The 21903-nt window shown below is 57.9% G+C and carries 25 protein-coding genes and 1 tRNA gene; 12 read left to right on the top strand and 14 right to left on the bottom strand.

The features are described from left to right. Positions 1 to 18 precede the first annotated feature (18 nt). The 4 genes from ACEW72_RS09455 to ACEW72_RS09440 all read left to right on the top strand — a co-directional run bounded on the left by ACEW72_RS09455 (position 19) and on the right by ACEW72_RS09440 (position 5257). Positions 19 to 1791: a hypothetical protein gene (locus ACEW72_RS09455; RefSeq protein ID WP_373476127.1), complete on the top strand. Its 1773-nt coding sequence runs from the start codon at positions 19 to 21 to the stop codon at positions 1789 to 1791. Positions 1792 to 1802: 11 nt separating this feature from the next. Beyond that, positions 1803 to 2729, top strand: coding sequence for a tyrosine recombinase (locus tag ACEW72_RS09450; RefSeq protein ID WP_373476126.1), 927 nt, complete (start codon positions 1803 to 1805; stop codon positions 2727 to 2729). Further along, the gene (locus tag ACEW72_RS09445) at positions 2726 to 3670 is read left to right on the top strand and encodes an acetyl-CoA carboxylase carboxyltransferase subunit alpha (RefSeq protein ID WP_373476125.1); all 945 of its coding nucleotides are present in this window, start codon (positions 2726 to 2728) and stop codon (positions 3668 to 3670) included. The genes ACEW72_RS09450 and ACEW72_RS09445 overlap by 4 nt, the downstream gene beginning before the upstream one ends. A 90-nt stretch (positions 3671 to 3760) precedes the next feature. After that, entirely contained in the window at positions 3761 to 5257 is a 1497-nt protein-coding gene (locus ACEW72_RS09440; protein ID WP_373476124.1) for a M48 family metalloprotease, read from the top strand. 81 nt (positions 5258 to 5338) lie between these two features. Here the strand turns inward: ACEW72_RS09440 and ACEW72_RS09435 are convergent, their stop codons facing one another. Together ACEW72_RS09435 and ACEW72_RS09430 are read right to left on the bottom strand one after the other, a co-directional pair. Further along, positions 5339 to 5497, bottom strand: coding sequence for a Flp family type IVb pilin (locus ACEW72_RS09435; RefSeq protein WP_143774979.1), 159 nt, complete (start codon positions 5495 to 5497; stop codon positions 5339 to 5341). A 113-nt stretch (positions 5498 to 5610) separates the two neighbouring features. Continuing rightward, positions 5611 to 5784 carry a Flp family type IVb pilin gene (locus ACEW72_RS09430; protein WP_158899786.1) on the bottom strand — a complete coding sequence of 58 codons (174 nt, stop codon included), beginning with the start codon at positions 5782 to 5784 and terminating at the stop codon, positions 5611 to 5613. 84 nt (positions 5785 to 5868) lie between these two features. Here ACEW72_RS09430 and ACEW72_RS09425 point away from each other — a divergent pair, with 84 nt between their 5' ends. Further along, positions 5869 to 6279, top strand: a complete 411-nt coding sequence (locus tag ACEW72_RS09425) for a (deoxy)nucleoside triphosphate pyrophosphohydrolase (protein WP_158899784.1) — start codon at positions 5869 to 5871, stop codon at positions 6277 to 6279. Here ACEW72_RS09425 and ACEW72_RS09420 read toward each other — a convergent pair. Further along, entirely contained in the window at positions 6276 to 7133 is an 858-nt protein-coding gene (locus ACEW72_RS09420; protein WP_373476123.1) for a methyltransferase domain-containing protein, read from the bottom strand. The two genes, ACEW72_RS09425 and ACEW72_RS09420, sit on opposite strands and share 4 nt — an antisense overlap. 15 nt (positions 7134 to 7148) lie before the next feature. Here ACEW72_RS09420 and ACEW72_RS09415 point away from each other — a divergent pair, with 15 nt between their 5' ends. The 4 genes from ACEW72_RS09415 (at position 7149) to ACEW72_RS09400 (ending at position 8851) form a co-directional block, all read left to right on the top strand. After that, positions 7149 to 7943 carry a double zinc ribbon domain-containing protein gene (locus tag ACEW72_RS09415; protein WP_373476122.1) on the top strand — a complete coding sequence of 265 codons (795 nt, stop codon included), beginning with the start codon at positions 7149 to 7151 and terminating at the stop codon, positions 7941 to 7943. Between the two features lie 31 nt (positions 7944 to 7974). Beyond that, a complete protein-coding gene (gene grxC / locus ACEW72_RS09410) occupies positions 7975 to 8244 on the top strand; it encodes a glutaredoxin 3 (RefSeq protein ID WP_373476121.1) in 270 nt (89 codons plus the stop codon). Between the two features lie 6 nt (positions 8245 to 8250). Continuing rightward, positions 8251 to 8739, top strand: coding sequence for a DUF1178 family protein (locus ACEW72_RS09405; protein ID WP_373476120.1), 489 nt, complete (start codon positions 8251 to 8253; stop codon positions 8737 to 8739). A 35-nt stretch (positions 8740 to 8774) separates the two neighbouring features. Further along, positions 8775 to 8851, top strand: a tRNA-Arg gene (locus ACEW72_RS09400). A gap of 27 nt (positions 8852 to 8878) precedes the next feature. On the opposite strand, the gene virB11 is transcribed toward ACEW72_RS09400, so the two are convergent. From virB11 to ACEW72_RS09360, 8 genes are read right to left on the bottom strand one after another with little or no spacing between them, the layout of a single operon-like run. Then, entirely contained in the window at positions 8879 to 9871 is a 993-nt protein-coding gene (virB11, locus tag ACEW72_RS09395; RefSeq protein WP_158899776.1) for a P-type DNA transfer ATPase VirB11, read from the bottom strand. Continuing rightward, the gene (gene virB10, locus ACEW72_RS09390; protein ID WP_373476119.1) at positions 9871 to 10977 is read right to left on the bottom strand and encodes a type IV secretion system protein VirB10; all 1107 of its coding nucleotides are present in this window, start codon (positions 10975 to 10977) and stop codon (positions 9871 to 9873) included. The genes virB11 and virB10 overlap by 1 nt, the downstream gene beginning before the upstream one ends. Then, positions 10974 to 11786 carry a TrbG/VirB9 family P-type conjugative transfer protein gene (locus ACEW72_RS09385; RefSeq protein ID WP_373476118.1) on the bottom strand — a complete coding sequence of 271 codons (813 nt, stop codon included), beginning with the start codon at positions 11784 to 11786 and terminating at the stop codon, positions 10974 to 10976. Before ACEW72_RS09385 ends, virB10 begins: the two co-directional genes overlap by 4 nt. Further along, positions 11783 to 13030, bottom strand: a complete 1248-nt coding sequence (locus ACEW72_RS09380) for a type IV secretion system protein (RefSeq protein WP_373476117.1) — start codon at positions 13028 to 13030, stop codon at positions 11783 to 11785. The genes ACEW72_RS09385 and ACEW72_RS09380 overlap by 4 nt, the downstream gene beginning before the upstream one ends. Then, positions 13030 to 15456 carry a VirB4 family type IV secretion/conjugal transfer ATPase gene (locus tag ACEW72_RS09375; RefSeq protein WP_373476116.1) on the bottom strand — a complete coding sequence of 809 codons (2427 nt, stop codon included), beginning with the start codon at positions 15454 to 15456 and terminating at the stop codon, positions 13030 to 13032. The genes ACEW72_RS09380 and ACEW72_RS09375 overlap by 1 nt, the downstream gene beginning before the upstream one ends. A gap of 3 nt (positions 15457 to 15459) precedes the next feature. Then, positions 15460 to 15744: a type IV secretion system protein VirB3 gene (locus tag ACEW72_RS09370; protein ID WP_143774990.1), complete on the bottom strand. Its 285-nt coding sequence runs from the start codon at positions 15742 to 15744 to the stop codon at positions 15460 to 15462. Between the two features lie 3 nt (positions 15745 to 15747). Then, entirely contained in the window at positions 15748 to 16065 is a 318-nt protein-coding gene (locus ACEW72_RS09365; protein WP_158903209.1) for a TrbC/VirB2 family protein, read from the bottom strand. Positions 16066 to 16078: 13 nt separating this feature from the next. After that, a complete protein-coding gene (locus tag ACEW72_RS09360) occupies positions 16079 to 16642 on the bottom strand; it encodes a lytic transglycosylase domain-containing protein (RefSeq protein ID WP_373476115.1) in 564 nt (187 codons plus the stop codon). A 243-nt stretch (positions 16643 to 16885) separates the two neighbouring features. Between ACEW72_RS09360 and ACEW72_RS09355 the strand changes: the two genes are divergently transcribed. Further along, on the top strand, positions 16886 to 18715 hold the full coding sequence (locus ACEW72_RS09355) for a DUF1800 family protein (protein WP_373476114.1): 1830 nt from the start codon (positions 16886 to 16888) through the stop codon (positions 18713 to 18715). Between the two features lie 11 nt (positions 18716 to 18726). Then, on the top strand, positions 18727 to 20160 hold the full coding sequence (locus tag ACEW72_RS09350) for a DUF1501 domain-containing protein (protein ID WP_373476113.1): 1434 nt from the start codon (positions 18727 to 18729) through the stop codon (positions 20158 to 20160). Between the two features lie 74 nt (positions 20161 to 20234). On the opposite strand, the gene ACEW72_RS09345 is transcribed toward ACEW72_RS09350, so the two are convergent. The 3 genes from ACEW72_RS09345 to ACEW72_RS09335 all read right to left on the bottom strand — a co-directional run bounded on the left by ACEW72_RS09345 (position 20235) and on the right by ACEW72_RS09335 (position 21587). Next, positions 20235 to 20531, bottom strand: coding sequence for a hypothetical protein (locus ACEW72_RS09345; RefSeq protein WP_158899761.1), 297 nt, complete (start codon positions 20529 to 20531; stop codon positions 20235 to 20237). A 71-nt stretch (positions 20532 to 20602) separates the two neighbouring features. Further along, the gene (locus ACEW72_RS09340; RefSeq protein ID WP_158899759.1) at positions 20603 to 21016 is read right to left on the bottom strand and encodes a holin family protein; all 414 of its coding nucleotides are present in this window, start codon (positions 21014 to 21016) and stop codon (positions 20603 to 20605) included. A gap of 22 nt (positions 21017 to 21038) precedes the next feature. Next, entirely contained in the window at positions 21039 to 21587 is a 549-nt protein-coding gene (locus ACEW72_RS09335) for a glycoside hydrolase family 108 protein (protein WP_158899757.1), read from the bottom strand. 119 nt (positions 21588 to 21706) lie between these two features. On the opposite strand from ACEW72_RS09335, the gene ACEW72_RS09330 reads away from it, so the two are divergent. Then, positions 21707 to 21903, top strand: a 197-nt coding sequence (locus ACEW72_RS09330) for a hypothetical protein (protein WP_373476112.1), incomplete at its 3' end; no start/stop codon positions are given.

Raw genomic sequence — 21903 nt, 5'->3', positions numbered from 1 at the left:
TTATTATCAGCCAGCGTTTTGGCGCTGGTTTTCGCTCTGCCCGCCTTGGGACAGCAGGGACCAGAATCCCTGTTACCCGAAGGTTTCGGTGTTCCAACACCGCCGCCTGCGAGCAACAGGCCTTCGACATCCGGACCTGCCCCAACCGGGACGCCGCCCTCCGCCCGTCCGGCGACACCAGGGGATCAGGCGACAGACACCACGGCGGCGGCGGACGCTGACGAAGAGATCGAAGAAGAGGAAGAAGACGAGAGCGAAGATGAGCTGGTCATTCGCTATGATGTTCCACCTGCTGCGCGGCGCTCGATGTCTGCTGTGGGCATTATTTCCTCAGCATCTGGCGGTTTTGCCGCAGAAGCTTTTGGAACAACCGACGGGAATTTTTTGAAGCAGGTCGTTAATCGGACGACCGGACCGCTGGCATCACGTTGGGGAACCATATTGGGGCGGCGCTTGTTGGCGAGCCGGACAAATACGCCCGCGGGCGTAAATGGCGCAGATTGGACCGCCGAACGGGCCTGGCTTTTGCTAAGGATGGGCGATTCTGTCGTTGCACGGCAGTTGGTGCAAGAAGTTGACGCCGGGAATTACACAAAAAGAATGCACGAGGTCGCGTTGCAAGTTCTTTTGGCGAACGGTGACTTGTCGGGATTGTGTCCCCTTGTGGAAAGCGGCGTAAGCATGGTCAACGACGGGCGCTGGAAAATGGCGCGCGCGATCTGTGCGTCGCTCGCGGGCGAACAAGGGAGCGCCACTGCATTTATCAATCAGGGTCGTTATCAGGGTTGGGTGAGAGGTGTAGATTTCCGGCTTGCTGAAAAGGCCGTCGGTGCAGGCGTGAATGGCAGGCGGTCGGTCAAGATCGAATGGGATGGTGTGGACGGAATGAATCCGTGGCGCTTTGGCCTTTCGGCGGCAACGGGTTTGGAACCGCCTGAAAAACTGTTCGAAAAAAGCGGACGGCAATTGGCTGGCTGGCAAGTCCAACTTCCCATGTTTGCCGCCGCCACTCGCGCGAAATATGCATCGCACGCCGCAGCGTTGGGCGTTTATTCTAATCGGGATATCGTTGATTTATTCGGTCAGGTGCTCGACGATACAGAAGCGCCCGACAATTTGCGAAATAACGCCGAAGCGTTGCAGCAAGCCTATATTGCAACGGGCGACGCCGCGCGTGTTACGGCGATGTCGACAATTTGGAGCGGTGCGACAAAAGGTGCCGACTATCATGGCAAGCTGATTATGACCGCGCGCGCGGCGGCATTAATCGCCCCTGACACCGCGCATTTGGCATCGGCTGATGGCTTGATAGCATCCATGTTGACCGCTGGTCTTGATCGTAATGCTGCAGCGTGGGCCAATATTGTCGATAATGGGTCGCTTGGATGGGCGCTGATCGCGCTGGGTTCTCCGGGTAACATACAGCCTGTGGAATATGACCCGCTGGACGACTTTTATGGAAATGATAACAGCGAAAAAGGACAGAGATCGGCATTGCTCTTGGCCGGTCTGGCAGGGCTTGGCCGGATTGATTCCGGCGCGCGGTCGGATTTTGAAGGTGAATTGAACGTAAATATCGCCCGTGAAACGAACTGGACCCGTGCGATATCATCGGCGGCACAAAGGGGCGAGCAGGGCACCGTTGCATTGATGGCGATAGCTGGAATGCAGGCACCGGGCTGGTCGGTCGTGCCGGCAAACCACTTATATTATATCGTACGCTCACTTCGGCAGGTCGGCTTAGAGGCAGAAGCACGCATGATTGCGGCTGAAGCTGTTACATTCAGTTAACACAAGCGGGCATGTCCACGACCGACCTTAGCCTTATTGACCGCTTTCTCGAAATGATGGCTGCAGAGCGCGGGGTCGCGAGGAATACTATCCTTGCTTACCAGAGCGATCTCGTCTCGGCTTCGCATTTAACAGGCGGAAGGCTGGGCGATGCGGATGCCAATATGTTGGCGCAATTGGCGGGTCAATGGAGTGACCTGGCAAGCAGTTCGGTTGCACGCAAAGTTTCTGCTTTACGGCGCTTTTTCTCTTTCTTGCACGACGAAGGTTTGCGCGGCGATAACCCATCGTCGGGGCTTCCCAAACCGGCACGGGCAAGGGGTCTGCCTAAAATTCTCGACAAGGATCAAGTCGACCTGTTGTTTCAAACCATTGAAGCGGAACTGGCCGATGCGCGGCCATCGGCCGCGGCGTTCCGGCTTTCGGCATTGGTTGAGTTGCTGTATGGTTCAGGTTTGCGGGCATCGGAGCTGGTATCATTGCCAAGGACAGCCATTGTGGGTGACCGGCCTTTCATCATATTGACCGGAAAAGGTGACAAGGAACGGCTGGTGCCCATTTCCGACAGGGCCCGTCATGCGGTGGGCAAATGGCTGGAATTTGTGCCCAGAGAGGCGCGATATCTATTTCCGTCACGCGGGGGCCATATCAGCCGGATAAGATTATATCAGATCATAAAATCATTGGCCGCAAAGTCCGGATTGGACCCCGAAAAGCTGAGCCCCCATGTCCTACGCCACGCCTTTGCGACGCATCTTTTGGCAGGCGGAGCCAATCTGCGCGCCTTGCAAGCAATGCTGGGCCACGCCGATATTGCAACCACCCAAATTTACACCCATGTGGATGCCAGCCGCCTTGTCGAACTTGTGAACAAGCGGCACCCTATGGCAAACCGCACGTTGACCCGCACGCCAACAGGTTCTAACCCGCTGCCATGACCGTATATCTGGACTTTGAGAAGCCCGTCGCTGCATTGGAAGCGCGCATCATCGAATTGCAGGAGGCTGCAGATGAGAGCGAAGTCGATGTGGATGCGGAAATTAGCAAACTACGCGACAAGGCCGACAAGCAACTAAAAGATACCTATAGCAAATTGACAGCGTGGCAAAAAACGCAAGTTGCAAGGCATCCCGAGCGACCGCATTTCAAGCATTTCATAGCATCGATGTTTGAAGACTTCATGCCACTGGCGGGTGATCGTGCGTTTGCCGATGATCAGGCAATATTGGGCGGTCTGGCGCGGCTTCATGACCGGAAAATCATGGTGATCGGCCATGAAAAGGGCGACGATACGCAAAGCCGCCTGCATCACAATTTCGGCATGGGCAAACCGGAAGGCTATCGTAAAGCAATCCGTCTGATGGAACTGGCCGACCGGTTCGGTTTACCTGTGGTCAGCTTGGTTGACACGTCGGGTGCGTTTCCCGGTATTCAGGCCGAAGAGCGCGGGCAGGCAGAAGCTATCGCCCGATCCACCGAAAAATGCTTGCAATTGGGCGTGCCGATGATCGCGTGCATAGTGGGTGAGGGTGGTTCTGGCGGTGCGGTTGCGTTGGCAGCGGCTGACCGCATTTTAATGTTCGAATACGCGGTATATTCCGTCATTTCTCCGGAAGGCTGTGCTTCGATTTTGTGGCGCACGGGCGACAAGGCGGCCGATGCGGCCCAGGCAATGAAAGTTACTGCCGAAGACTTGAAGTCACTGGGCGTAATTGACCGCATCGTTAAGGAACCAATGGGTGGCGCGCATCGCGATCACGCACTTGCGGCGGCTTCGCTTGGTAAGGCGATTGGTGAAGAAATCGATGCCCTTGGCGGTTTTAGTCGTAAGGAGTTGCTGCAACAGCGTCGGAATAAGTTCCTCGCCATGGGGGCTTAAAATCAAAAGCCGGTCGTCGCAATTTTAGATTTTACGCGTGCCGGACAAAAGTTATGTTATGCGAACTGCGATGATCCGAGGAGAGCGCAAATGCATATAAGCAAAAAATTACTCGTCATGGGCGGCGCAACATTATCTTTTGCAGCGGTAAACATGGCGGTGCCAGTGGCGGCGCAAAAGAAGCAGGCGGCCTCTGTTCCAAAACCATTTACCGCGCAGGAAAAATCGGATGGGGCGAAATATCACCCGGAGATCATGAAAGAATTTGGCGGTGCAATGCAAAGCCCGCAAACGGCTTATGTCGTGCGCGTTGGCAAATCGATTGCGGTACAATCGGGACTGGGAAATGCAGAAAGCGATTTTACAGTCACGCTGCTGAATTCACCTGTGAATAACGCCTTCGCGATTCCCGGCGGATATGTTTACATTACCAGGCAGCTTGTAGCGCTTTGTAATAGCGAGGCAGAAATGGCTGGCGTCCTTGGCCATGAGGTCGGACATACTGCCGCACGGCACAGCCAAAAACGTCAAAAGAGCACGACTATTGCCAACATTTTTGGGGTAGGTGGTGCGATACTGGGGTCGGTTCTTGGGGACAATGGTGGGTTGCTGGGGGCTATCGGCGGTGGACTGAAGCAATATTCGGGCGCTGCGGCCCAATTGTTGAGCTTGCGTTATTCGCGTCGCCAGGAAGAAGAAGCCGATGATCTGGGTATCCGCTATTTGAGCAAAGCGGGCTATGACCCGACTGCGCTATCTGCGATGCTGAATTCGTTGGCTATGCAAACTGCGGTTGATGCACGGGTTTCCGGAATGGGCCAAAAAGCGGTGCCCGAATGGGCTAGCACCCATCCTGATCCAGCGAAGCGCGTGGTGCGGGCCGCCACAGGTGCCAAGGCTTTTCCGGCGAATGCTACGCGCAAGCCGGATTCCCATCTTACCGCTATAAATGGGATGCTATACGGCGACGATCCCGCACAAGGTGTCGTCGAAGGGCAGGATTTTATACACCCCGATATCAGAATGAAGTTCAGCGCGCCGACCGGATTTGGCATACAAAATGGCACGGATGCGGTTTCGATCAACGGCAATAGCGGCAAAGCGATATTTCGACAGGGCGCATTCAACGGTGACCGGTCGGCTTATGTTGCCGCCGCATTCAAAACGGTTGCGGGTCAGAATATGTCGATCCCGGTCGGCGATGTCCGCCAAACAACGGTCAATGGCATTCCTGCCTTTTATTCATCAACCGTCGTCAACACACAACAGGGCGCCCGAGAGGTTACGGTATTTGCTTATGAATGGGGTGGCGGCATTGCCTATCATTTCATCACGATAACCGCTGCAAATAGCAGCCCGTTCAACGGCATGTTCAATAGCATGGCCCGGCTTAACGACAATCAGGTTGCGGCCATCAAGCCGCGGAAGTTGCGTGTGGTAACCGTGGCCAAAGGGGATAGCGTGGCGTTACTTGCATCGCGCATGGCCTACACTTCTTTGCAGGCCGAACGTTTCCGTGCACTCAATGGCTTTGGCGCCAATCAGAATGTGACACAGGGTCAGAAAGTTAAAATTGTAACTTATTAAAACCAAATAAAAAGGGCGGCAACCGAAGTTACCGCCCTTTAATTCTGTCAGGCATTGGATGCCCGATCAGCTAAGCTTCTATTAGAGGCTGTTGCTGACTTCAGTAAAGGTGTTCGACAGGTTGTTGCCGAGGCTGCCCATTGCAGTGATTGCTGCAACTGCGATAAGAGCGGCGATCAGGCCGTATTCGATTGCAGTCGCGCCGTCTTCGTTCTTGAAGAGTTTCTTGATAACTTTCATTTTAGGTCTCCTGTTGCTTGTTCAATTCACCCGAGCGGATATTTTTATTACTTATAAAACTATCCGACTTTGGCCTGATTATTCCTAAATCTATACCAAATCGTTAACGTCACTCAGCTTGCATTAATTATTTTATTCGACACGCTGTTCCACATACTTGTGGAACCTTCACCGAATTCACCAAGCGATGCCACGATTGCGATAACAATCAGTGAAACAATCAAACCATACTCCACAGCCGTCGCCCCCTGTTCGCATCGCGTGATACGACGAATTAGATCCAACATATTTGGCCCCACTTCTTTCCCTGGTTGCGAGCAGTCAGGATTTCCCACAGAAGCGTTAACAAAAACTTGCAAGGCGATGAGAAAATGGAAAAAAATCCGACAATGCTGTTTGTGGTTGCCGCTGCGTTAACCAACGAAGTGGGTGAAATATTGCTGCAAAAGCGGCCCGAGGGTCGTCAAATGGCAGGGCTGTGGGAGTTCCCTGGCGGCAAGGTCGAAAGCGGCGAATCACCCGAATCAGCATTGGTTCGCGAGCTGAAAGAAGAATTGGGCATCGATGTTGCCGGTCCGGATCTGATTCCTTTGACCTTTGCCAGTGCACAAAATGGGGACCGTTATATGGTCCTGCTCCTATATCGCTGCACAAGCTGGCAGGGGCAGCCGACCGCTTTGGAAAGTCCGGAGCTCTGTTGGCTTAAACCTGCCGACATGCATGCCCTACCAATGCCACCCGCCGATGAACCACTGGTGCACTTTTTGGAAAATTGGCCTTAGCCCTTGTCGGCAGGCCGCAAGATCGACGCCAAGGAAACCTCACCGCTTCCACGCCGGGCAGGTTTGGGTTGATTCGCGGACGGCGACCATCCGCTCAGGAACAGGTGCATAAATTGTTCTTCGCCGCGCCCGCTTGGATCGGCACCCGCCTGCCATGCGCGGTCCAGCCTCGCCATATAGTCGCGCCCCAGATAGCGCCGGGGTCCCGTCAGTGCGTTCCCGATCCCTGCATCCCGCAGATCGCGAACGAGCGTGCGCCAATCGCCATAGCGTACCGGCAACATATCGCCGTCTGCCACCGGCAGGGTAAATCCCGCGCGCGACAAAAGATCAGCGGCGCTGCGCAAATCAATCTGCGGATGGATATGGGGTGTCGCCACAGGCGCTTCCGCCGCCACCATTCGGGATTTCAGGGTGGCGAGCGAGCCCGCACCAAACATATGCCCCAGAAACAGTCCATCGGGCTTGAGAATATGCCGGATCTGAATGAGGGCACCCGGCAGATCGTTCACGCTGTCCAGCACACCGGCCGATACCACCAGATCAAAGCTGTGCTGCTTATAGGATAGCCTGTCTTCCTCCGCCCGCACCATCGAGGGCAGGGTCGGGTCGACTATATCGACGATGTGCACGGCGCAGCTCCGGTCCCCGAGAATTTCCCCGGCAAAGGCCGCGATGGGGCCGATCAAGAGCACATCCTGAAGCTCGCGGGTCACAAGGGCGAGCCGCTCCTTCAACTCCTGCGCTATATATTGCCAGAGAAAGGCGCGCGCCGCATGGCGATGCGCACGTTGCCGCATCGCGTACCGCCGTTTCCGGTCGAATATCTCGGGGGGTGCTTCAGAAGACTGCATTTCTGTCTTGTGGAGATGTCCGCATTATCCGACAAGAGGGCGATGCGGTTGGTGCTCAAAATAGCGAAGCCAGTGTTTGACTATGCGCTGCCCGAACGTTGTCCTTCCTGCGGAGAGATATCGACCGACGGAACCAATTTTTGCGCCAAATGCTGGCCGCACATCAGGTTCCTCAATCCTCCCTGGTGCGATAGCTGCGCGCTTCCTTTCGACTATGAACAGCCGGCAGGCGCGCGATGCGCCGCTTGTCTCGCCGATCCACCGATCCATGACGGTATCCGCGCCGCCGTCGCCTATGATGGCACGACCCGTAAAATTGCCCTGCGCCTCAAATATGGAGGCAGGATCGGACTCGCCAAATTGATCGCGCGCCATCTGGTACGCCATCTGCCCGCCGACCGTACCGGCATGATCGTCGTGCCGGTTCCGTTACACTGGACACGGCTGTGGTCGCGCAGTTTCAACCAGTCGGCATTGATTGCGCAGGAATTGGCTCGTCTGGGCGGGCTGGTCTATGCCCCGGATGTGCTTTTGCGGATAAAACGCACACCGAGTTTGCGCGGGCTTTCCGGAAAAGAACGGCGCAAGGCGGTCGCGCGCGTTTTTCGTATCAATCCGGCTAAAGCCCATGTGCTGTCGGGTGCCCGGGTGATTCTGGTCGACGATGTTTTGACGACCGGCGCGACAAGCGATGGCTGCATCAAGACCTTGAAAAAGTCGGGTGCCAATTGGGTGCAACTCTTCTGCTGGGCACGCGCCTTGCGGGATAATGGGCACACGCCGCCCCACTTTGAAGCGGGTGATGCTTGACTTGGCCGCGCAGGCACACCATTTCACGTTTATGACAGCAAAAGTTGAAATCTACACCAAGTTCGGCTGCCCCTATTGTGTGCGGGCGATGTACCTGCTCGACACCAAGGGCGTGGCCTATAGCGAATATGATGTGACCATGGGTGGCGCAAAGCGCGACGAAATGGTTGCGCGTGCGCCGGGTGCCCGGACCGTGCCGCAGATTTTCATTAATGATGTCGCGATCGGAGGCAGCGATGACCTTCGGGAGCTGGATTATGAAGGTAAGCTGGATTCATTGCTTGCCGTTGCCGGCAATTAACACCGAATGATCGCTTTTGATTTGAAGTGCGGTTCCGGCCATAGCTTTGAAGGCTGGTTCGCATCGTCACAGGACTTTGATGCGCAGAGGTCAGGTGGGCTGATTGTCTGCCCGCTGTGCAACACCGCCAATGTTGAAAAGGCGTTGTCGGTTCCAAATGTCGGACGCAAATCGAATCAGGGAAGCACCCTGCCGGCCGAACGGCCCGTCACCGCTGAACCGGTTACAGGCGAAGTGATGAACGCGCCGGCCTTGTCCCCCGCCATGGTGGAGATGATGCAGAAGCTGGCGGTCGCCCAATCCGAAATGTTGAAAGAATCCCAGTGGGTCGGCCGCGATTTTGCCGATACCGCACGCGCGATCCATTATGGGGAAGAGAATGAACGTCTGATCCACGGCGAAACCAGCGCCGACGAAGCTGCCGCGCTCGCCGACGAAGGAATCGCGGTCGCGCCACTACCCTTTCCTGTCGTGCCCCCTTCCGCAAAAAATTGACCCGCCAAAATCGCACAGCTATGGAAATCCCCGGCGCACCCATAGCTCAGCAGGATAGAGCATCAGATTCCTAATCTGGGGGCCACTGGTTCGAATCCAGTTGGGTGCACCATTATTTCCACAATAAAGACAGACTGGCTCAATCGCCCTTGAACTGGATATCCGCGATGGAACGTTGCCCGTTCTTCCGGTCAAGTTGCACGATGATGTCGATCATGGACCGTGCATAATCAATGGTCTCGTTACGGCCGAGGCCGAGGTCGGCCTGCATGCACATCAGCGCCAGTTGTTCGAACGCGCCTTCCGTTGTGCTCGCATGGATGGTACTGATCGAGCCGGGATGGCCAGTGTTTATGGCGCGCAGGAAAGTGACCGTTTCGGCACCTCGTAGCTCGCCTACGATCAACCGGTCCGGACGCATGCGCAAGGAAGCGCGCATCAGTTCTTCGATGGTCACCCGCGCTTCGCCCTGATCGCCCGATACCGCGACGAGGCCGATGGAATTGTTGCGGCCGAGCTTGATCTCGGGGGTGTCTTCGATGGCGATGACACGCTCGTTTTGCGGGATTTCCTTCAGCAGGGCGTTGAGGAGGGTGGTTTTCCCCGACGACGTTCCGCCTGACAGCAAGATGGTTTTGCGCATGGCCACCGCCTTCTTCAGGAAGGTGGATACATCGCCTTTTTCGAGCAACGCCGATAAGGACAGTTCGGATTTCGCTGCGTTCAGCGAACCCGTGCGGCATTGCGCCAGATATCCGTCGACGGTCATATCATGCAGCACATGTTTGCGGATCGCTATCGCGACCGATCCTCGTGTGGCGGGTGGCAGGACAATCTGGATACGCGCGCCACCCGGCAGGATGGCCGCCAAAAGGGGGCTTTCGCGGTTGATGCCCTGATGGCTTATCCGTGCCACCTGTTGCGCAAGGCGTTCGAGCAGCTGCGCATCGATGGCGGGTGCGTCATGGCACTCCATCTCGTCCGCGCCCATGCGCTCGACCCAGACTTCGTGCGGTTGGTTGACCAAAATCTCGGTGACATCGTCCGCCGCCAGCCACGCCTCGAAAGGCGCGAGGTAGCTGTTGAGGTAGACATTGCCGCCACTCCCCGAAAGCGGGGTCATCATGTTCATTACGAACCGCCGTCCGTGCCGGAGAAATCGAGATCGCGGGCAATGAAAATGCGGATCGCGGTGCCTTGGGCCACTTTGACCGTGGGCGGGATGCTGATGTCGCGCTGTAATGCGATACCGGCGACGCTTTTCGCATCATCCGCAGTGCGCACGACGACATCATTGCCGCCGCGCTGCAACAGACCGAGGCCGGATTGCACGACCGAGAGCAGAATGGCCGAACCGAAGCGTTTGAGGAAATGGCTGTCCACCTTGCCGCCCAGACCGGCACGGCCCAGCGGGTCGGTGACGGGCGATCCCAGCGATACGGTGACGCCGTCCGGGCGAGTCAGACGAGTCCAGACAATGAAGGCGCGCGATTGACCCGCTGCGAGGCCAGAACGATATTGGCCGATCAGGCGGCTGCCACTGGGGATCAGCACCCGGCGTCCGTCAAAGCCCATGACATCGCGGCTGACCACCGCGCGCACATAGCCCGGAAGGTCGGAGTTGATGGCGGTTTCCAGAACACCGGCGATGATTGCGCCCTGCGGCACGGTATAGCTGCTGTTGGAAATGCGGACTGCGCGCGCTGGCGCATTTTCTGCGGCAGCGACGCGGTCGGCGAATTTGTCGTCGGCGCTGAGGTCGTCATTCTTTACGCCCGCCAGTCCCGGTGTCGGCGGTAGGGCAGCCGCGCCGCCCTTGGTCAGATCGACGACGACGCCGGGCGACATCAGGCGGTTGGCACCCGGGGCCTGCGACGCAACAACGCCCATGACCGGAGCCGTTACGTCCAGTGGCGGCGGGATCAGCGTGGGGGGCGGCAGCTCGGGCGGGCCGGGAAGCAGAACAGGCTTGGGAACCACGCCGCCTACCGGCATGACACTGGCCGTCACGGGCAGGGCCGGATTGGCGCCTGCTTGTGTTGCGTCACCCCGGCTGGAGGCCAGGGTCGTGAAGGTGAGGATACCGAGCAGGCCGATACCCACAAAGCCGAGCTTCATACCGGGCGACAATCCGGCCGGCATGGCAACCGGCGACAAGCCCGGCGCATTGGCATCTTCCAGCGCGCCCGCCTCCATAGAGGTGCGGGGATCGGTCCCTTCGGGTTTCAGAACACTCATGGTTTTGCCTCCCGTGATTTGCAGCCGAACAGGCCGCACTTCTTTTTGGCCCGTTCACGCGGAGCATCCGCGCCGGGGGTTGGTGCGGCGTAGGCATCGTTGAAAATGATGGTCACTTCCTTGCCGTGCCGCAGGACGAATTGCGGGGCGACCTGTTCGACCACCACATAGGGGCCGCGCACCGCAAAGTTCACAATGCTTTCGCCCGCATCGGGGGTGATGCTGAAAATGGCGGGGGTAGCCGCGCCCGCAGCGAAGCGGAAATAGGTGGCTTTGCCGTCGTCAAAGACCTGATCGGGCACATTGGCCTTTGCGCCATCATAGCTGTAGGCGCGGTTCCACAATTCAGGGGGTGTCGCGATCAGCGGCGCTGCGGCGGCGTTGGCGGCTTCGTCCACCGGCTTTTGCGGATAGGTGAACCGCACGGCATAGGTCACCTGGCTCGGCGCGACCTTCAGACCGGATTTTGCCACCAGTTCAAGATTGTAGCGGCGCATGTTCGTAATGATCGACATGTTGGTGGTGCGCGGAATGCCCACAGGCTTCAGGAACATGACAGTGCCGGACCCGTTGGGCGTCACCTGCCAGCCGGAAGAATCGCCAAGGCCGACCGTTTCGATCCGTTCGCCCACGTCGAATTCCAGCGTCATCTGATAGCCGGTATGTCCGGTCAGGCGGACCACGCTATTGGGGTCGTAATGGACATAGCGGATATTGGGCGCGACCTTCACGGATTCCGTCGTCTGGGCCAATACGGGTGTTGCAAGGGGTAAGCTGGCGAACAGCAGGGCGAGATATTTGGCGGTCATGCGGCGTTCCTGACGGCTTTAATGGGGGCACGGACGGCGGTGACGCGTCCTCGGGTGATGCGGCGGTCAGCTTTCATTTCGGTCGCCCTTTGCGCGCTGCCTTCGGTTTCTACCCGATGTGGCAAAAGGATGGCGCGCTGGTTGGCAACGCTGCCGGGTGCGGTGACGCTTGCCGTCCGCTCGATGGCGCTGACCATGCTTTGCATGCGTTCATTGTAGATCATGGAAGGCGCAGAAGCCGTCGCGACGGTCTGTGTGCCTTGCGACTGCACAGTATCTGCGGCGCTATTTGAACGCAGGGACAGGGTCCATCCGCTGACGATGGTGCGGCCTATGCGGAACAACTGCACCGCCACCGCCACCGTGATCAGCACGATCACCAGGATCGTCAGCGCAGCGCGGAGCGAGAAGACGCCCTGATTTGCGGACACATACATGTCGGCCAAGACAGGCTCGATCAACGCGGTCGATCCGGCGGTCGTCATGATGGCCATGACAGGGACCAGCGCCATCAACACAGCGGCGCGCGCCCAGCCGAGCGTTAGGCCGCGTGTCACGGAGAACAGCCCCAGTACCGCAAAGAGCGGTCCGAGAAGAAGGAGAAGCCCCAATATTATCTTCGCCACCACCAGCACGCCTGCCGAAGCGAGCACCAGCAACAGCGCACTGAGCATCAGCATATTGGGGCCGAGCGAATCCTTGGGCGCGACGATCGCGGTAATCCCCGTTGCGGTCGGGGGAAGCGCTTCGGCCTCGTCCTTATCCTCGGTCGGCATGGCGGCGTCGGGCGCGGCATTTTCGGGGCGTGCGTCAAATTCGGTCCAGGCATCGGCAAGATCGACCATCCGCCCGGACAGCATATCCACGCGCTGGTTGACGCTGCTGCTCTGTCCGGCGGACGGATTGACGGCGCTGACAATTTCCTGCGGGCCGTCGGTGAGCACATCGTAGACAAGTATCTGGTAGGTTGCCCAATTGCTGGTCAGCGCGAGCACCGCGCCGATCAACAGCATCCGCGGCGCCATTTCGCCCATGCTGAGCGAGGAACGGCCGAAGATCAGGCGGTAGCCGACGATCGCGACGTAAATGGTAAGCGCGATTGTCAGCGCATAGCCGAACACGCTACCGGGGCCGAGCAAATTGGCGTAACCGGCCTGAACCGTCGACTGCATGTAGCAATCCACGGTGTTGACCATGGTTTCAGCCGAACCTGCTGTGGCGTTTATGGCAGCGCATTTCGCCATCAGCCGCGCGTTCCTGTCTTGGTGTTTTGCCACAAGGCCGACGGGCCTTCTTCGGCGGCCTGCAACAATTGCGGCATCCAGTCAGACGGCGCATCACCATGGGCATCGCGCAGTTCGTCCAATTTGCGGACGCTGCTTTCGCGGCCGGACAGGACGGTCATCGCATCGGGCATGTCACCCATATCGAGGCGGGCAACAACGCTGTTGCCGCTTTGCTTGACCAGCACGCAGCGCAAATGTTCGGGCAGCGAGCGGACGAGATCAAGCTCATGCTCGGTCAATCCGAAACCGTCGCAATAGTCCGAGGCTTGCGCCTTGGGATTGCTCATGAACAATTGCGTGGCCGATTGTTCGATGATGGTCGCGGCGATCTTGCTTTCGATAGCATCGCTCGCGCTCTGGGTTGCAAATCCGACCACGCCGTTGCGTTTCCGGATTGTCTTCATCCAGTCTTTCAGGCGGTGCACAAAGATTTCATCGTCCAGTGCCTTCCATCCTTCGTCGATAACGATCATCGAAGGTGTGCCGTCCAGACGTTCGTCCACGCGGTGGAACAGATACATCATCGCCGGGGTCCGCAGCACGGGATTGTCGAGCAGCGATGTCATGTCGAAACCGGCGGTACGGGTATCAAGGTTCAGCTCGTCCCGTACATTGTCGAACAGCCACGCATGCTCGCCTGCACCGTACCAGGGCGCAAGCCGCGACGCGAGGTCGCCACGCACAGGGCGTGCGCCACCGGCGAGAAGCTCTACGAGGTAGCGCAACTGGCGGTGCTCCATCGGCTGGTCAAAATTGGCCTCGACCGCGCTGGCAATGATCGCATTTTCATCGGCGGTCAGCTGGCCGCCCATCGGCGTCAGCATCTGCGACAACCATTGCCGCAAAAACGCCTGGTTGGCAGCGTTGCTTGGCAGTTGCAGCGGATTGAAACCCGTCGGCTTGCCCGGACGCAGCACATCATAATGGCCACCAATAGCGCGAATGAAGATTTCCGCACCCCGGTCTTTATCGAAGAAGAAAGTGCGCGGGTTGAACTTTTGCGACTGGGCGATCAGGAAATTCAGCACCACCGTCTTACCCGATCCCGATGGACCGATCAGTGTGAAGTTGCCCAGATCGCCGCTGTGCAAATTAAAGAAATAGGGCGTGCTTGATGTGGTTTCGAGCACGGTAATCGGCTCTCCCCATGGCCCGCCTGCTGGTGCGCCGATAGGAAATCCATGCAGGGAGATCAGCCCCGACAGATTGGCGGTCGAAACGAGCGCCTTGCGGGCGATAAATTCTGCATTGCCCGGAAACTGGCCCCAGAAGGCGCTTTCCAGATTGAGATCTTCGCGCACCGATACCGCACCAATGTCGGCGAGCGATGCCTGCACATCGGCAACCGCGGCGTCGAGCGCGGGCAGGCTGCCGGCGCGGACATGGACGCTTAAATGATGCTCGCCATAGGCGGCAGCGCCACCGGTCAGCTCATCTTTTGCACCCAGCAGGCCTTGCCGCAAAGTGGTGGTCTCATCGGATGCCGCCCGCAAACGGCGCAACGCCAATCCGATCCGTTCGTCGGCAATCTGCCGGTCCACAAAGGCAAAGCTTTCGGTCAGCGTCAGTTCGTGCGGCAGGCGCAGCAAATTGTCGAGCATGCCCGGGCTGGTCGTGGCGGGATAGTCCTTGATCGACACGATTGCGCCGAAGCGCGATGTCTCCGCACTTGATCCCTTCAGATGCAGCGCATCAAGGCCAAAGCTGATGCGCTTATAAGGCAGATACTGTCCGGCATCGCCCGTGGGTTCTAGCAATGGCTGCATTTCGCCATTGTACAATGCCGACAAAATTTCGAGTGGTTCAGAACAGATGCCGCTCGCACCCTGATAGCGTTCCAGAACGCGCGGGCCATAGCGGCTGAGTGCGGACAGAAGATTGGTGCGTGCGCTGTCCAGTTCACGTAGTTCGCGGGCCTGTTCGGCAAGCTTCTCTTCCGGCGAGCGCTTGCCGCTACCCCATTTGGTTAGCCGTTCGACAAAGCCGACCTTGCCACGGGCGGGTCGGCGGACCAGCATTAGAATGATGTCGTTGATATAAAGCTGTTTGCCGCGCAACCGCTCCTGCCATGCAGCGTCGAGGTCGCGGGCAAAGCCCTCGGGCTGGGGCGTCGTCAATTCGGCGGCCACACGGCGCCGGATGACATGGCAATAGAGCATCAAATTGGAATTGGCGATGCCGCGCATCACGACATCGCGCACGGCGGCCATGTGGTTCAGTGTTTCGCTATCGGCGGTTTCAAACGCGATACCGTCGATCTGGATCATCTGGATCAGCTCGCCATTGCGGGTGGCCAATGTATGGTCATTGACATGGCCGGCATAGGGCAAACGGTCCCCGGCGCGCGGGTCCAACTTGGCAAGTTTTTGCGAAGATAGCTTCATAGGTTAGGGCCGATAGCTGTTGCAGCGCCACAGATCGTGCGTACGCGTCCGGCCGCAACGGCTGACCTTGGTAATCCAGAGGTCAAAGATGCGGGGTTCGCGCAAACAGGCCATGTAGCCGATGGCGTGGATCAGGACGGCGGCGGGTATCGCCCAAAAGGACCCGCTGATGAGGAAGATTTCCGTCGTCACGATCAGGTTGATGATGAAATAGCTATAGGTCACGCCCGCAAACATCTGCGGCTGGGTCAGAGCGCGAAAAACAGGCGTGCGGTTTAGCGGAGTCATTGATTAGCCCCCGATTGCGGCGACACGGATCCCCGAAACAATGGCAGTCGCCCCGAACAGGACGAAGCAACCCACGATGACCGTTGTGCCAAAGCGCCAGTTCATCCGGCCAGTCAGCATCATCATGCCGACAACAGCGACCGCGATGACGGCTGCTGTAGTTGCCACATTGCCCAACAGAGTGCCTTGCATCCAGTTCAGGGCATTGACGATAGGGCCTGATCCTTGCGGATCGGCGACGGCGGTTTGCGCCAGTGCCGCTTGGGGTAAGGCAGCGGTCAATGCGGCTAGTGCGGAAAATTTTGCTTTGAACTTCGTCATCGACATGCTGGCCTCATTCATAGGAGTTACGCTGGAGCGAAATGGCAGACAGCCTGCGCATGATCTGGCGGACATAATTCTGCGTTTCGCGATAGGGCGGTATCCCGCCATATTTCATCACCGCGCCCGGTCCCGCATTATAAGCGGCGAGGGCGAGAGGGACGTTATTGCCAAAGCGTTCAAGCTGCTGACGGAGATAGGCTGTACCACCTGCGACATTCTGGCGGACGTCATGTGGGTTGGTTACGCCCAGCGTACGCGCAGTCCCGGGCATCAACTGCATCACGCCAATTGCCCCGGCGGAGGACCGAGCGCGTGGGTTATAGCGTGATTCCTGCCACGCGACCGCGTCGACCAGATCGCTGCTGATGCCATATTTGGCGGCGGCATGCTGGATATGCTGGCGTACGGTTCCCGTGGGCGGGGACGGCATTTGGGTCGGTGCGACGATTTCTGCGCCCACATAATCGGGCACCAACGTCGGTTCAGGCGTCCATGCCGGGCGCGAAATTTGGACAAAATTGCCATTGCTCGCCAGCTCGAACACTTCGGCTCGGGCAGCATGGGGTGTTGTCAAGGCTCCGCAAAGTACGAGAACCGTAGGAAGGATGCGACTTATGACCATGGCAAAAGGGGTAGATGCCACAGGTTGATAAATGGTTTATATTTACTAATCCATATCGTCGAAAAAACACGCTTAACGGGGATTTACCACTTCCCGAAACTATCTCTTGAGCAATGTCCCATAGCAGACCGTTAATGACGAAACCTGACGCGGCATTCTCGCCTCTCGCTTTCGTCAATTTGGCGAGGGCGGGATATGAAGGAAGCACTGCATCAGATTTGCCTTGAGGGGGCGTCAGAAATTGAAATGCCGGACGATGTTGTTCCGGCGTTGGCCGAGGTTCCGGCACAGACTTCACCCTATGTATATACGCTGCCTGCGGCATCATTGCTGGTGGCGGCGTGCGGTGGTGGTGGCGCGGGAGGTGGTTCATCCACAACCCCTCCGCCGACAGCACAAGTTCCAAAACCGTCCACCGACGCCCAAGCATCACGGTTCATTCTGAAATCCAGCCTATCCGTCAGCGAGGCGGAGATCACCAACATCAAATCAATCGGCTACGAACCCTGGCTAAACGCCCAGATGGATGCACCGATCAACCAGACCGGTGTGGCATGGCTGGCGTCGCGCGGCTATGATCAGGTTACCGCCGACAATTTCTTCGATAATGAATATCCCGGCGACTACATGATCTGGAACCAGCTCATGTCCGACGCAAACGGCGTCCGCAAACGCGTCGCGTTGGCGCTGTCCGAGTTTTTTGTCGTGTCGCTGACGGGACTGGACTTCAGTTGGCGCGCACAGGCAATTGCCTTTTTCTGGGATCAACTGAACTCCAACGCCTTTGGAAATTTCCGTAAATTGCTTGAGGATGTGACCCTCAATCCGGCAATGGGTTATTATCTCAGTACGCGCGGCAACCGGAAAGAAGATACACGTACCGGCCGCGTACCCGACGAAAATTATGCCCGTGAAGTCATGCAGCTGTTCACAATTGGTCTGTACCAGTTGAACAATGACGGCACACGCAAACTGGATGCCAACAACCAGCCGATCGAGACCTACACCAACAGCGACGTCACCAATCTGGCGCGTGTTTTTACGGGGTATAACTGGGACTTCACAGGGAATGTCAAAACGCCTGCGACTAATGATCCAACACGTCTGATCAACAGCACGGGCTATGTCCTGAAACCCATGACGATTGACCCCACCAAGTGGGAATTTCCGTCGACCACGAGCCAACATTCTGCATTGGAAGTAAACTTTCTCGGAACAAATATTCCGGCGAACACGGATGGAACGGTTGCGTTGAAGACAGCGCTTGATGCGCTGTTCAACCACGCCAATGTCGGACCCTTCTTCTCCAAGCAGATGATCCAGCGGTTGGTGACCAGTAACCCCAGCACTGCCTATGTCGACCGGGTTGCAAAGGTGTTCAACAACAATGGTTCCGGCACACGCGGCGATCTGCGCGCCGTGTTCAAGGCTATCCTGCTCGACGACGAAGCGATGAATGCTTCCGGCCTTACGGCCCCTACTTTCGGAAAAGTGCGCGAACCCATTCTCCGCTTCGTGCAATGGGGCCGGACTTTCGGCGCTGCGTCGACCAGTGGCAACTGGCGGATCGGCAATCTGTCCGATCTGGTCAGCGGGCTGGGGCAAAGCGCGTTGCGGTCCCCATCGGTTTTCAACTTCTTCCGGCCGGGTTATGTGCCCGCCAACACCGCCATTGCTACGAACTCGCTGGTTGCACCGGAATTCCAGCTCATCAATGAATCGAGCACGCCCGGTTATGTGAATTACATGACTTCGGCCATTGGCAGCACCAACGGGGTGGGGGGCGATGTGAAGGCCGCCTACACCAGCGAGCTTGCCATCGCGCATGACTCGACAGCTTTGCTCGACCGGATCTGCCTATTGCTGGCAGCGAACCAGATTTCGGACACAACCAAGGCAACGATCAAAACCGCGCTGGATGCAACAACAGTCACGCAAACCAGCACCACCGCCGAAAAGCAGCGCCGGGTCTATATGGCTGTGCTGCTCGTCATGGCCTCACCCGACTATCTCGTTCAGAAGTAAAGGCTTTCGCTATGCATATCGGTAAAGCAAACGAACTTTCGCGGCGTGCCTTTCTTCGTCGTTCGAAACAATTGGCGGTCGCGGGTTCTGCGTCGTCTTTCGCCCTTGGTCTCGCCGGGATTGGCGAAGCTGCGGCGTTCAGCGCGGGCAATGATTACAAGGCATTGGTCTGCATCTTCCTTTACGGCGGGAACGACCACAACAGCACGTTGATGCCCTTCGATTCCACCAACTATGATCTCTACAGCGCCATTCGCGGAGGGGGTGCGGGGCAGACGGCAGGCGGGATTACCCTGGCGCGCTCCAGCCTTGCAGCGACAGCTTTAACGCCAAGTGGCGGGCAGGTGCTGACGAACAATCTGCAATATGCGCTCGCACCGCAGATGACGCGGTTGAAGGCCTTGTTCGACGCCGGGCGGATGGCACCTTTGTTGAACGTCGGGCCCTTGGTCGCACCGTTGACGCTTGCGCAGTATAACAGCTCCAACCTGGTCGCGAACCCTCGCCCGGCGAAGCTGTTCTCGCACAATGACCAGCAGTCGACGTGGCAGTCCTCCAAACCGGAAGGCGCCACCGACGGCTGGGGTGGACGCATGGGCGACCTCGCCATGTCGAGCAACGCCAACGCCTTGTTCACCTGCATTTCGGCGACCGGCAATGCCGTGTTCCTGTCCGGCCAGCAGGCATTGACCTATCAGGTGTCGTCAAGCGGCGCGCTGGCGGTCAACGGGATCAAGAGCAACCTTTACGGATCGTCCGCCGGCAGCGCGGCCTTGCGCACCTTGATGACGCAGACCAGCAATAATGTGTTCGAGGCGGAATATAACCGCATCGCCAAACGCTCGATCGATGCCGAGGGCGTGGTGACCGCAGCGCTGCAGCCCATAACGCTGGCCACCTCGTTCCGGCCTGCCACCGGACGCAATGGCCTGGCCGAACAGCTGCAAGTCGTCGCCCGCCTCATTGCAGCCCGCCAACCGCTGGGTGCACGCAGACAGGTGTTCATGGTCAGCATGGGCGGTTTTGACCTGCACGACAATCTGATCAGCAATCAGGCCAATTTGATGGGGCAACTCGATTTCGCGATGGACGCTTTTTACCGGGCGACGGTGGAATTGGGCGTTGCGGATAAGGTCACCACCTTCACTGCGTCCGATTTCGGCCGGACGCTGCAATCCAATGGCGATGGTTCGGACCATGGCTGGGGATCGCACCACTTCATCATGGGTGGCGCCGTCAATGGCGGGCGCTTCTATGGTGTGGCGCCGCAAATCTCGGTCACCAGCCCCGATCAGGTCGGGCAGGGCCGCCTGTTGCCGAGTATCTCGGTTGACCAATATGCGTCGACGCTGGCAACCTGGTTCGGCGTATCGGCCAGCGAGTTGCCGAGCGTATCGCCCAATATTGGCCGGTTCTCGACCAGCAATCTGGGCTTCATGGCCTAAACGGGAGCCATTTCAGGCATAAAAAAGCCCGCCGCTGCGTATCGCAGGGCGGGCTTCTTTACAAAGAGCGCGATTTACTTCGCAGCTTCCTTCATGTCCTTGCCAGCTTCTTCGACAACGGCGCCAGCAGCGGCAGTTGCGTCCTTGGCAGCATCGGCGGTTGCGTCAGCAGCTTCGCCAGCGGCTTCTGCAGTCTTGTCTGCAGCGCCTTCAGCAGCTTCCATCGCGCCTTCAGCGCCAGCTTCAACAGCATTGCCGGTTGCTTCTGCAGCTTCCGTGGTTTCTTCAGCAGCCTTTTCGGCTTCCTGGCCACATGCGCCAAGAGCTACGGTGAATGCCAAAGCGGCGGCGGTTGCGACAAATTTCTTCATTTCTAATCTCCTATATCCCTATGGCCCCTCTCGGGGACTTCGGCCTAACGGAAGAATCGCGCTTTATGCAACTATTTTTCGTTGCCTTTGCCCTTTCCCCATTGGCGCGCGAGGGTGTATCCGAGATAGCCTGTCCCAAAGAGAGCATAAAGCGGCTCGGGCAAGCCGCCCAGATAGGCGTTCATTCCCGCCGCAATCTGCGCAGCCGCTTCGGGACGGACGGCGGCGATCAGGCCCATGGGTATGGCCCACAGGATCATCGCATACATGACATAGAGGAAACTCGGCCGCGCGCGGCTGGTCCATGGGTCGGGCGACTGCGCCTCTGCCAGCACCGCGGACAATTGGGTGCGCAGGCTTTCCATCTCCAGACTGCCCTGCAGCTTGATGAGTTCCAACTTCGCCGCATCGCGCGCCTTGGGGTCGGGAATGATCTTGTCGATCAGGCCCGCAATGGGGCCGATGATGTTTTCAATAAGCGCCATATTCTATCTCCATGTGATGAAATTATCCAATACGGTTCGCAATCCAGCCATAAGCGAACGCCTCCTGCGACGGGTTTGTTTCGGCAAGATGGATGTAGTGAACCCCTTGCAGGGCATCGATCGCTTTGCGTAAAACCTCTTCGCCCTCCGCGCCGCGCACCCGCAGAAAGCTATCCAGCGCGCCGAGCGTTAGCGGCCCGATATGCCGGTCCACCACCAGATCGGGAAAGTCGCGGCCGTTGCGGTTCAGGGCATTGAGCGCGCGCTGCAAAAATCCCGTAGCCACCGCAGGCCCCACATTCACGCCGCTGTCCAGCAGCTCGATTGCAAGGCGCGGTGACCGTGTTGCGACTTTATCGAACGTGGGAGCAGTCCAGTATAAATCCCGATAAATCGCTTCGGCCCTGGCGCGGGGGAGGCGACGCATGTCACCGGAATAGCCATTCTGCCGTGCCACGGCCTCGGTAATCCCCCACCGAGTTCGCCCTCCGCGGTCGGCGGGATGATCCACATAGCCGCCTTCGCGCGTAATCAGGGCGTCGATATAGGGACTTATATCACATATCGTCATTTCGTTCCTCACTTTCGCGAATCGAAATAACCGATATGGTTCGTTGTAGGAAAGCAGGGAATGTCGGGCACGCGAAACCCGAAGCCCGCGCAGAAAAGCCGCTTCTGCGGCGTTCTTATATGTTGGTAGAAAATTGGTCGGGACGACAGGATTGCAGTAAACAACTGGAATCAAATAATAAAAAAAGGTATAAACAGCTACACAGCACCTGCACAGCTATGGATTTCCGCGCCCCTGCGCAGCTAATCTACACAGATTCTGCACAGTGGAGCATCGCGATGGCCTTTATCACCGACAAGGAGAAGCTTAAATCAGG

Origin of the sequence: Sphingorhabdus sp. (genome assembly GCF_041737645.1) — a bacterium.
In the GTDB taxonomy this organism is placed as follows: domain Bacteria; phylum Pseudomonadota; class Alphaproteobacteria; order Sphingomonadales; family Sphingomonadaceae; genus Sphingorhabdus_B.
The sequence above is the reverse complement of the archived record's forward strand: the minus strand, read 5'-3'. Positions and strand labels throughout refer to the sequence as shown.

Bases quoted from the DNA above. Each gene is read 5' to 3' on its own strand.
- ACEW72_RS09415 (WP_373476122.1), top strand. From the start codon at position 7,149: ATGTCCGCATTATCCGACAAGAGGGCGATGCGGTTGGTGCTCAAAATA.
- ACEW72_RS09425 (WP_158899784.1), top strand. From the start codon at position 5,869: ATGGAAAAAAATCCGACAATGCTGTTTGTGGTTGCCGCTGCGTTAACC.
- ACEW72_RS09345 (WP_158899761.1), bottom strand. From the start codon at position 20,531: ATGAAGAAATTTGTCGCAACCGCCGCCGCTTTGGCATTCACCGTAGCT.
- ACEW72_RS09355 (WP_373476114.1), top strand. From the start codon at position 16,886: ATGAAGGAAGCACTGCATCAGATTTGCCTTGAGGGGGCGTCAGAAATT.
- ACEW72_RS09440 (WP_373476124.1), top strand. From the start codon at position 3,761: ATGCATATAAGCAAAAAATTACTCGTCATGGGCGGCGCAACATTATCT.
- grxC (WP_373476121.1), top strand. From the start codon at position 7,975: ATGACAGCAAAAGTTGAAATCTACACCAAGTTCGGCTGCCCCTATTGT.
- ACEW72_RS09385 (WP_373476118.1), bottom strand. From the start codon at position 11,786: ATGACCGCCAAATATCTCGCCCTGCTGTTCGCCAGCTTACCCCTTGCA.
- virB10 (WP_373476119.1), bottom strand. From the start codon at position 10,977: ATGAGTGTTCTGAAACCCGAAGGGACCGATCCCCGCACCTCTATGGAG.
- ACEW72_RS09435 (WP_143774979.1), bottom strand. From the start codon at position 5,497: ATGAAAGTTATCAAGAAACTCTTCAAGAACGAAGACGGCGCGACTGCA.
- ACEW72_RS09365 (WP_158903209.1), bottom strand. From the start codon at position 16,065: ATGACGAAGTTCAAAGCAAAATTTTCCGCACTAGCCGCATTGACCGCT.
- ACEW72_RS09350 (WP_373476113.1), top strand. From the start codon at position 18,727: ATGCATATCGGTAAAGCAAACGAACTTTCGCGGCGTGCCTTTCTTCGT.
- ACEW72_RS09340 (WP_158899759.1), bottom strand. From the start codon at position 21,016: ATGGCGCTTATTGAAAACATCATCGGCCCCATTGCGGGCCTGATCGAC.
- ACEW72_RS09445 (WP_373476125.1), top strand. From the start codon at position 2,726: ATGACCGTATATCTGGACTTTGAGAAGCCCGTCGCTGCATTGGAAGCG.
- ACEW72_RS09405 (WP_373476120.1), top strand. From the start codon at position 8,251: ATGATCGCTTTTGATTTGAAGTGCGGTTCCGGCCATAGCTTTGAAGGC.
- virB11 (WP_158899776.1), bottom strand. From the start codon at position 9,871: ATGAACATGATGACCCCGCTTTCGGGGAGTGGCGGCAATGTCTACCTC.
- ACEW72_RS09335 (WP_158899757.1), bottom strand. From the start codon at position 21,587: ATGACGATATGTGATATAAGTCCCTATATCGACGCCCTGATTACGCGC.
- ACEW72_RS09370 (WP_143774990.1), bottom strand. From the start codon at position 15,744: ATGACTCCGCTAAACCGCACGCCTGTTTTTCGCGCTCTGACCCAGCCG.
- ACEW72_RS09380 (WP_373476117.1), bottom strand. From the start codon at position 13,030: ATGGCGAAATGCGCTGCCATAAACGCCACAGCAGGTTCGGCTGAAACC.
- ACEW72_RS09375 (WP_373476116.1), bottom strand. From the start codon at position 15,456: ATGAAGCTATCTTCGCAAAAACTTGCCAAGTTGGACCCGCGCGCCGGG.
- ACEW72_RS09420 (WP_373476123.1), bottom strand. From the start codon at position 7,133: ATGCAGTCTTCTGAAGCACCCCCCGAGATATTCGACCGGAAACGGCGG.
- ACEW72_RS09450 (WP_373476126.1), top strand. From the start codon at position 1,803: ATGTCCACGACCGACCTTAGCCTTATTGACCGCTTTCTCGAAATGATG.
- ACEW72_RS09430 (WP_158899786.1), bottom strand. From the start codon at position 5,784: ATGTTGGATCTAATTCGTCGTATCACGCGATGCGAACAGGGGGCGACG.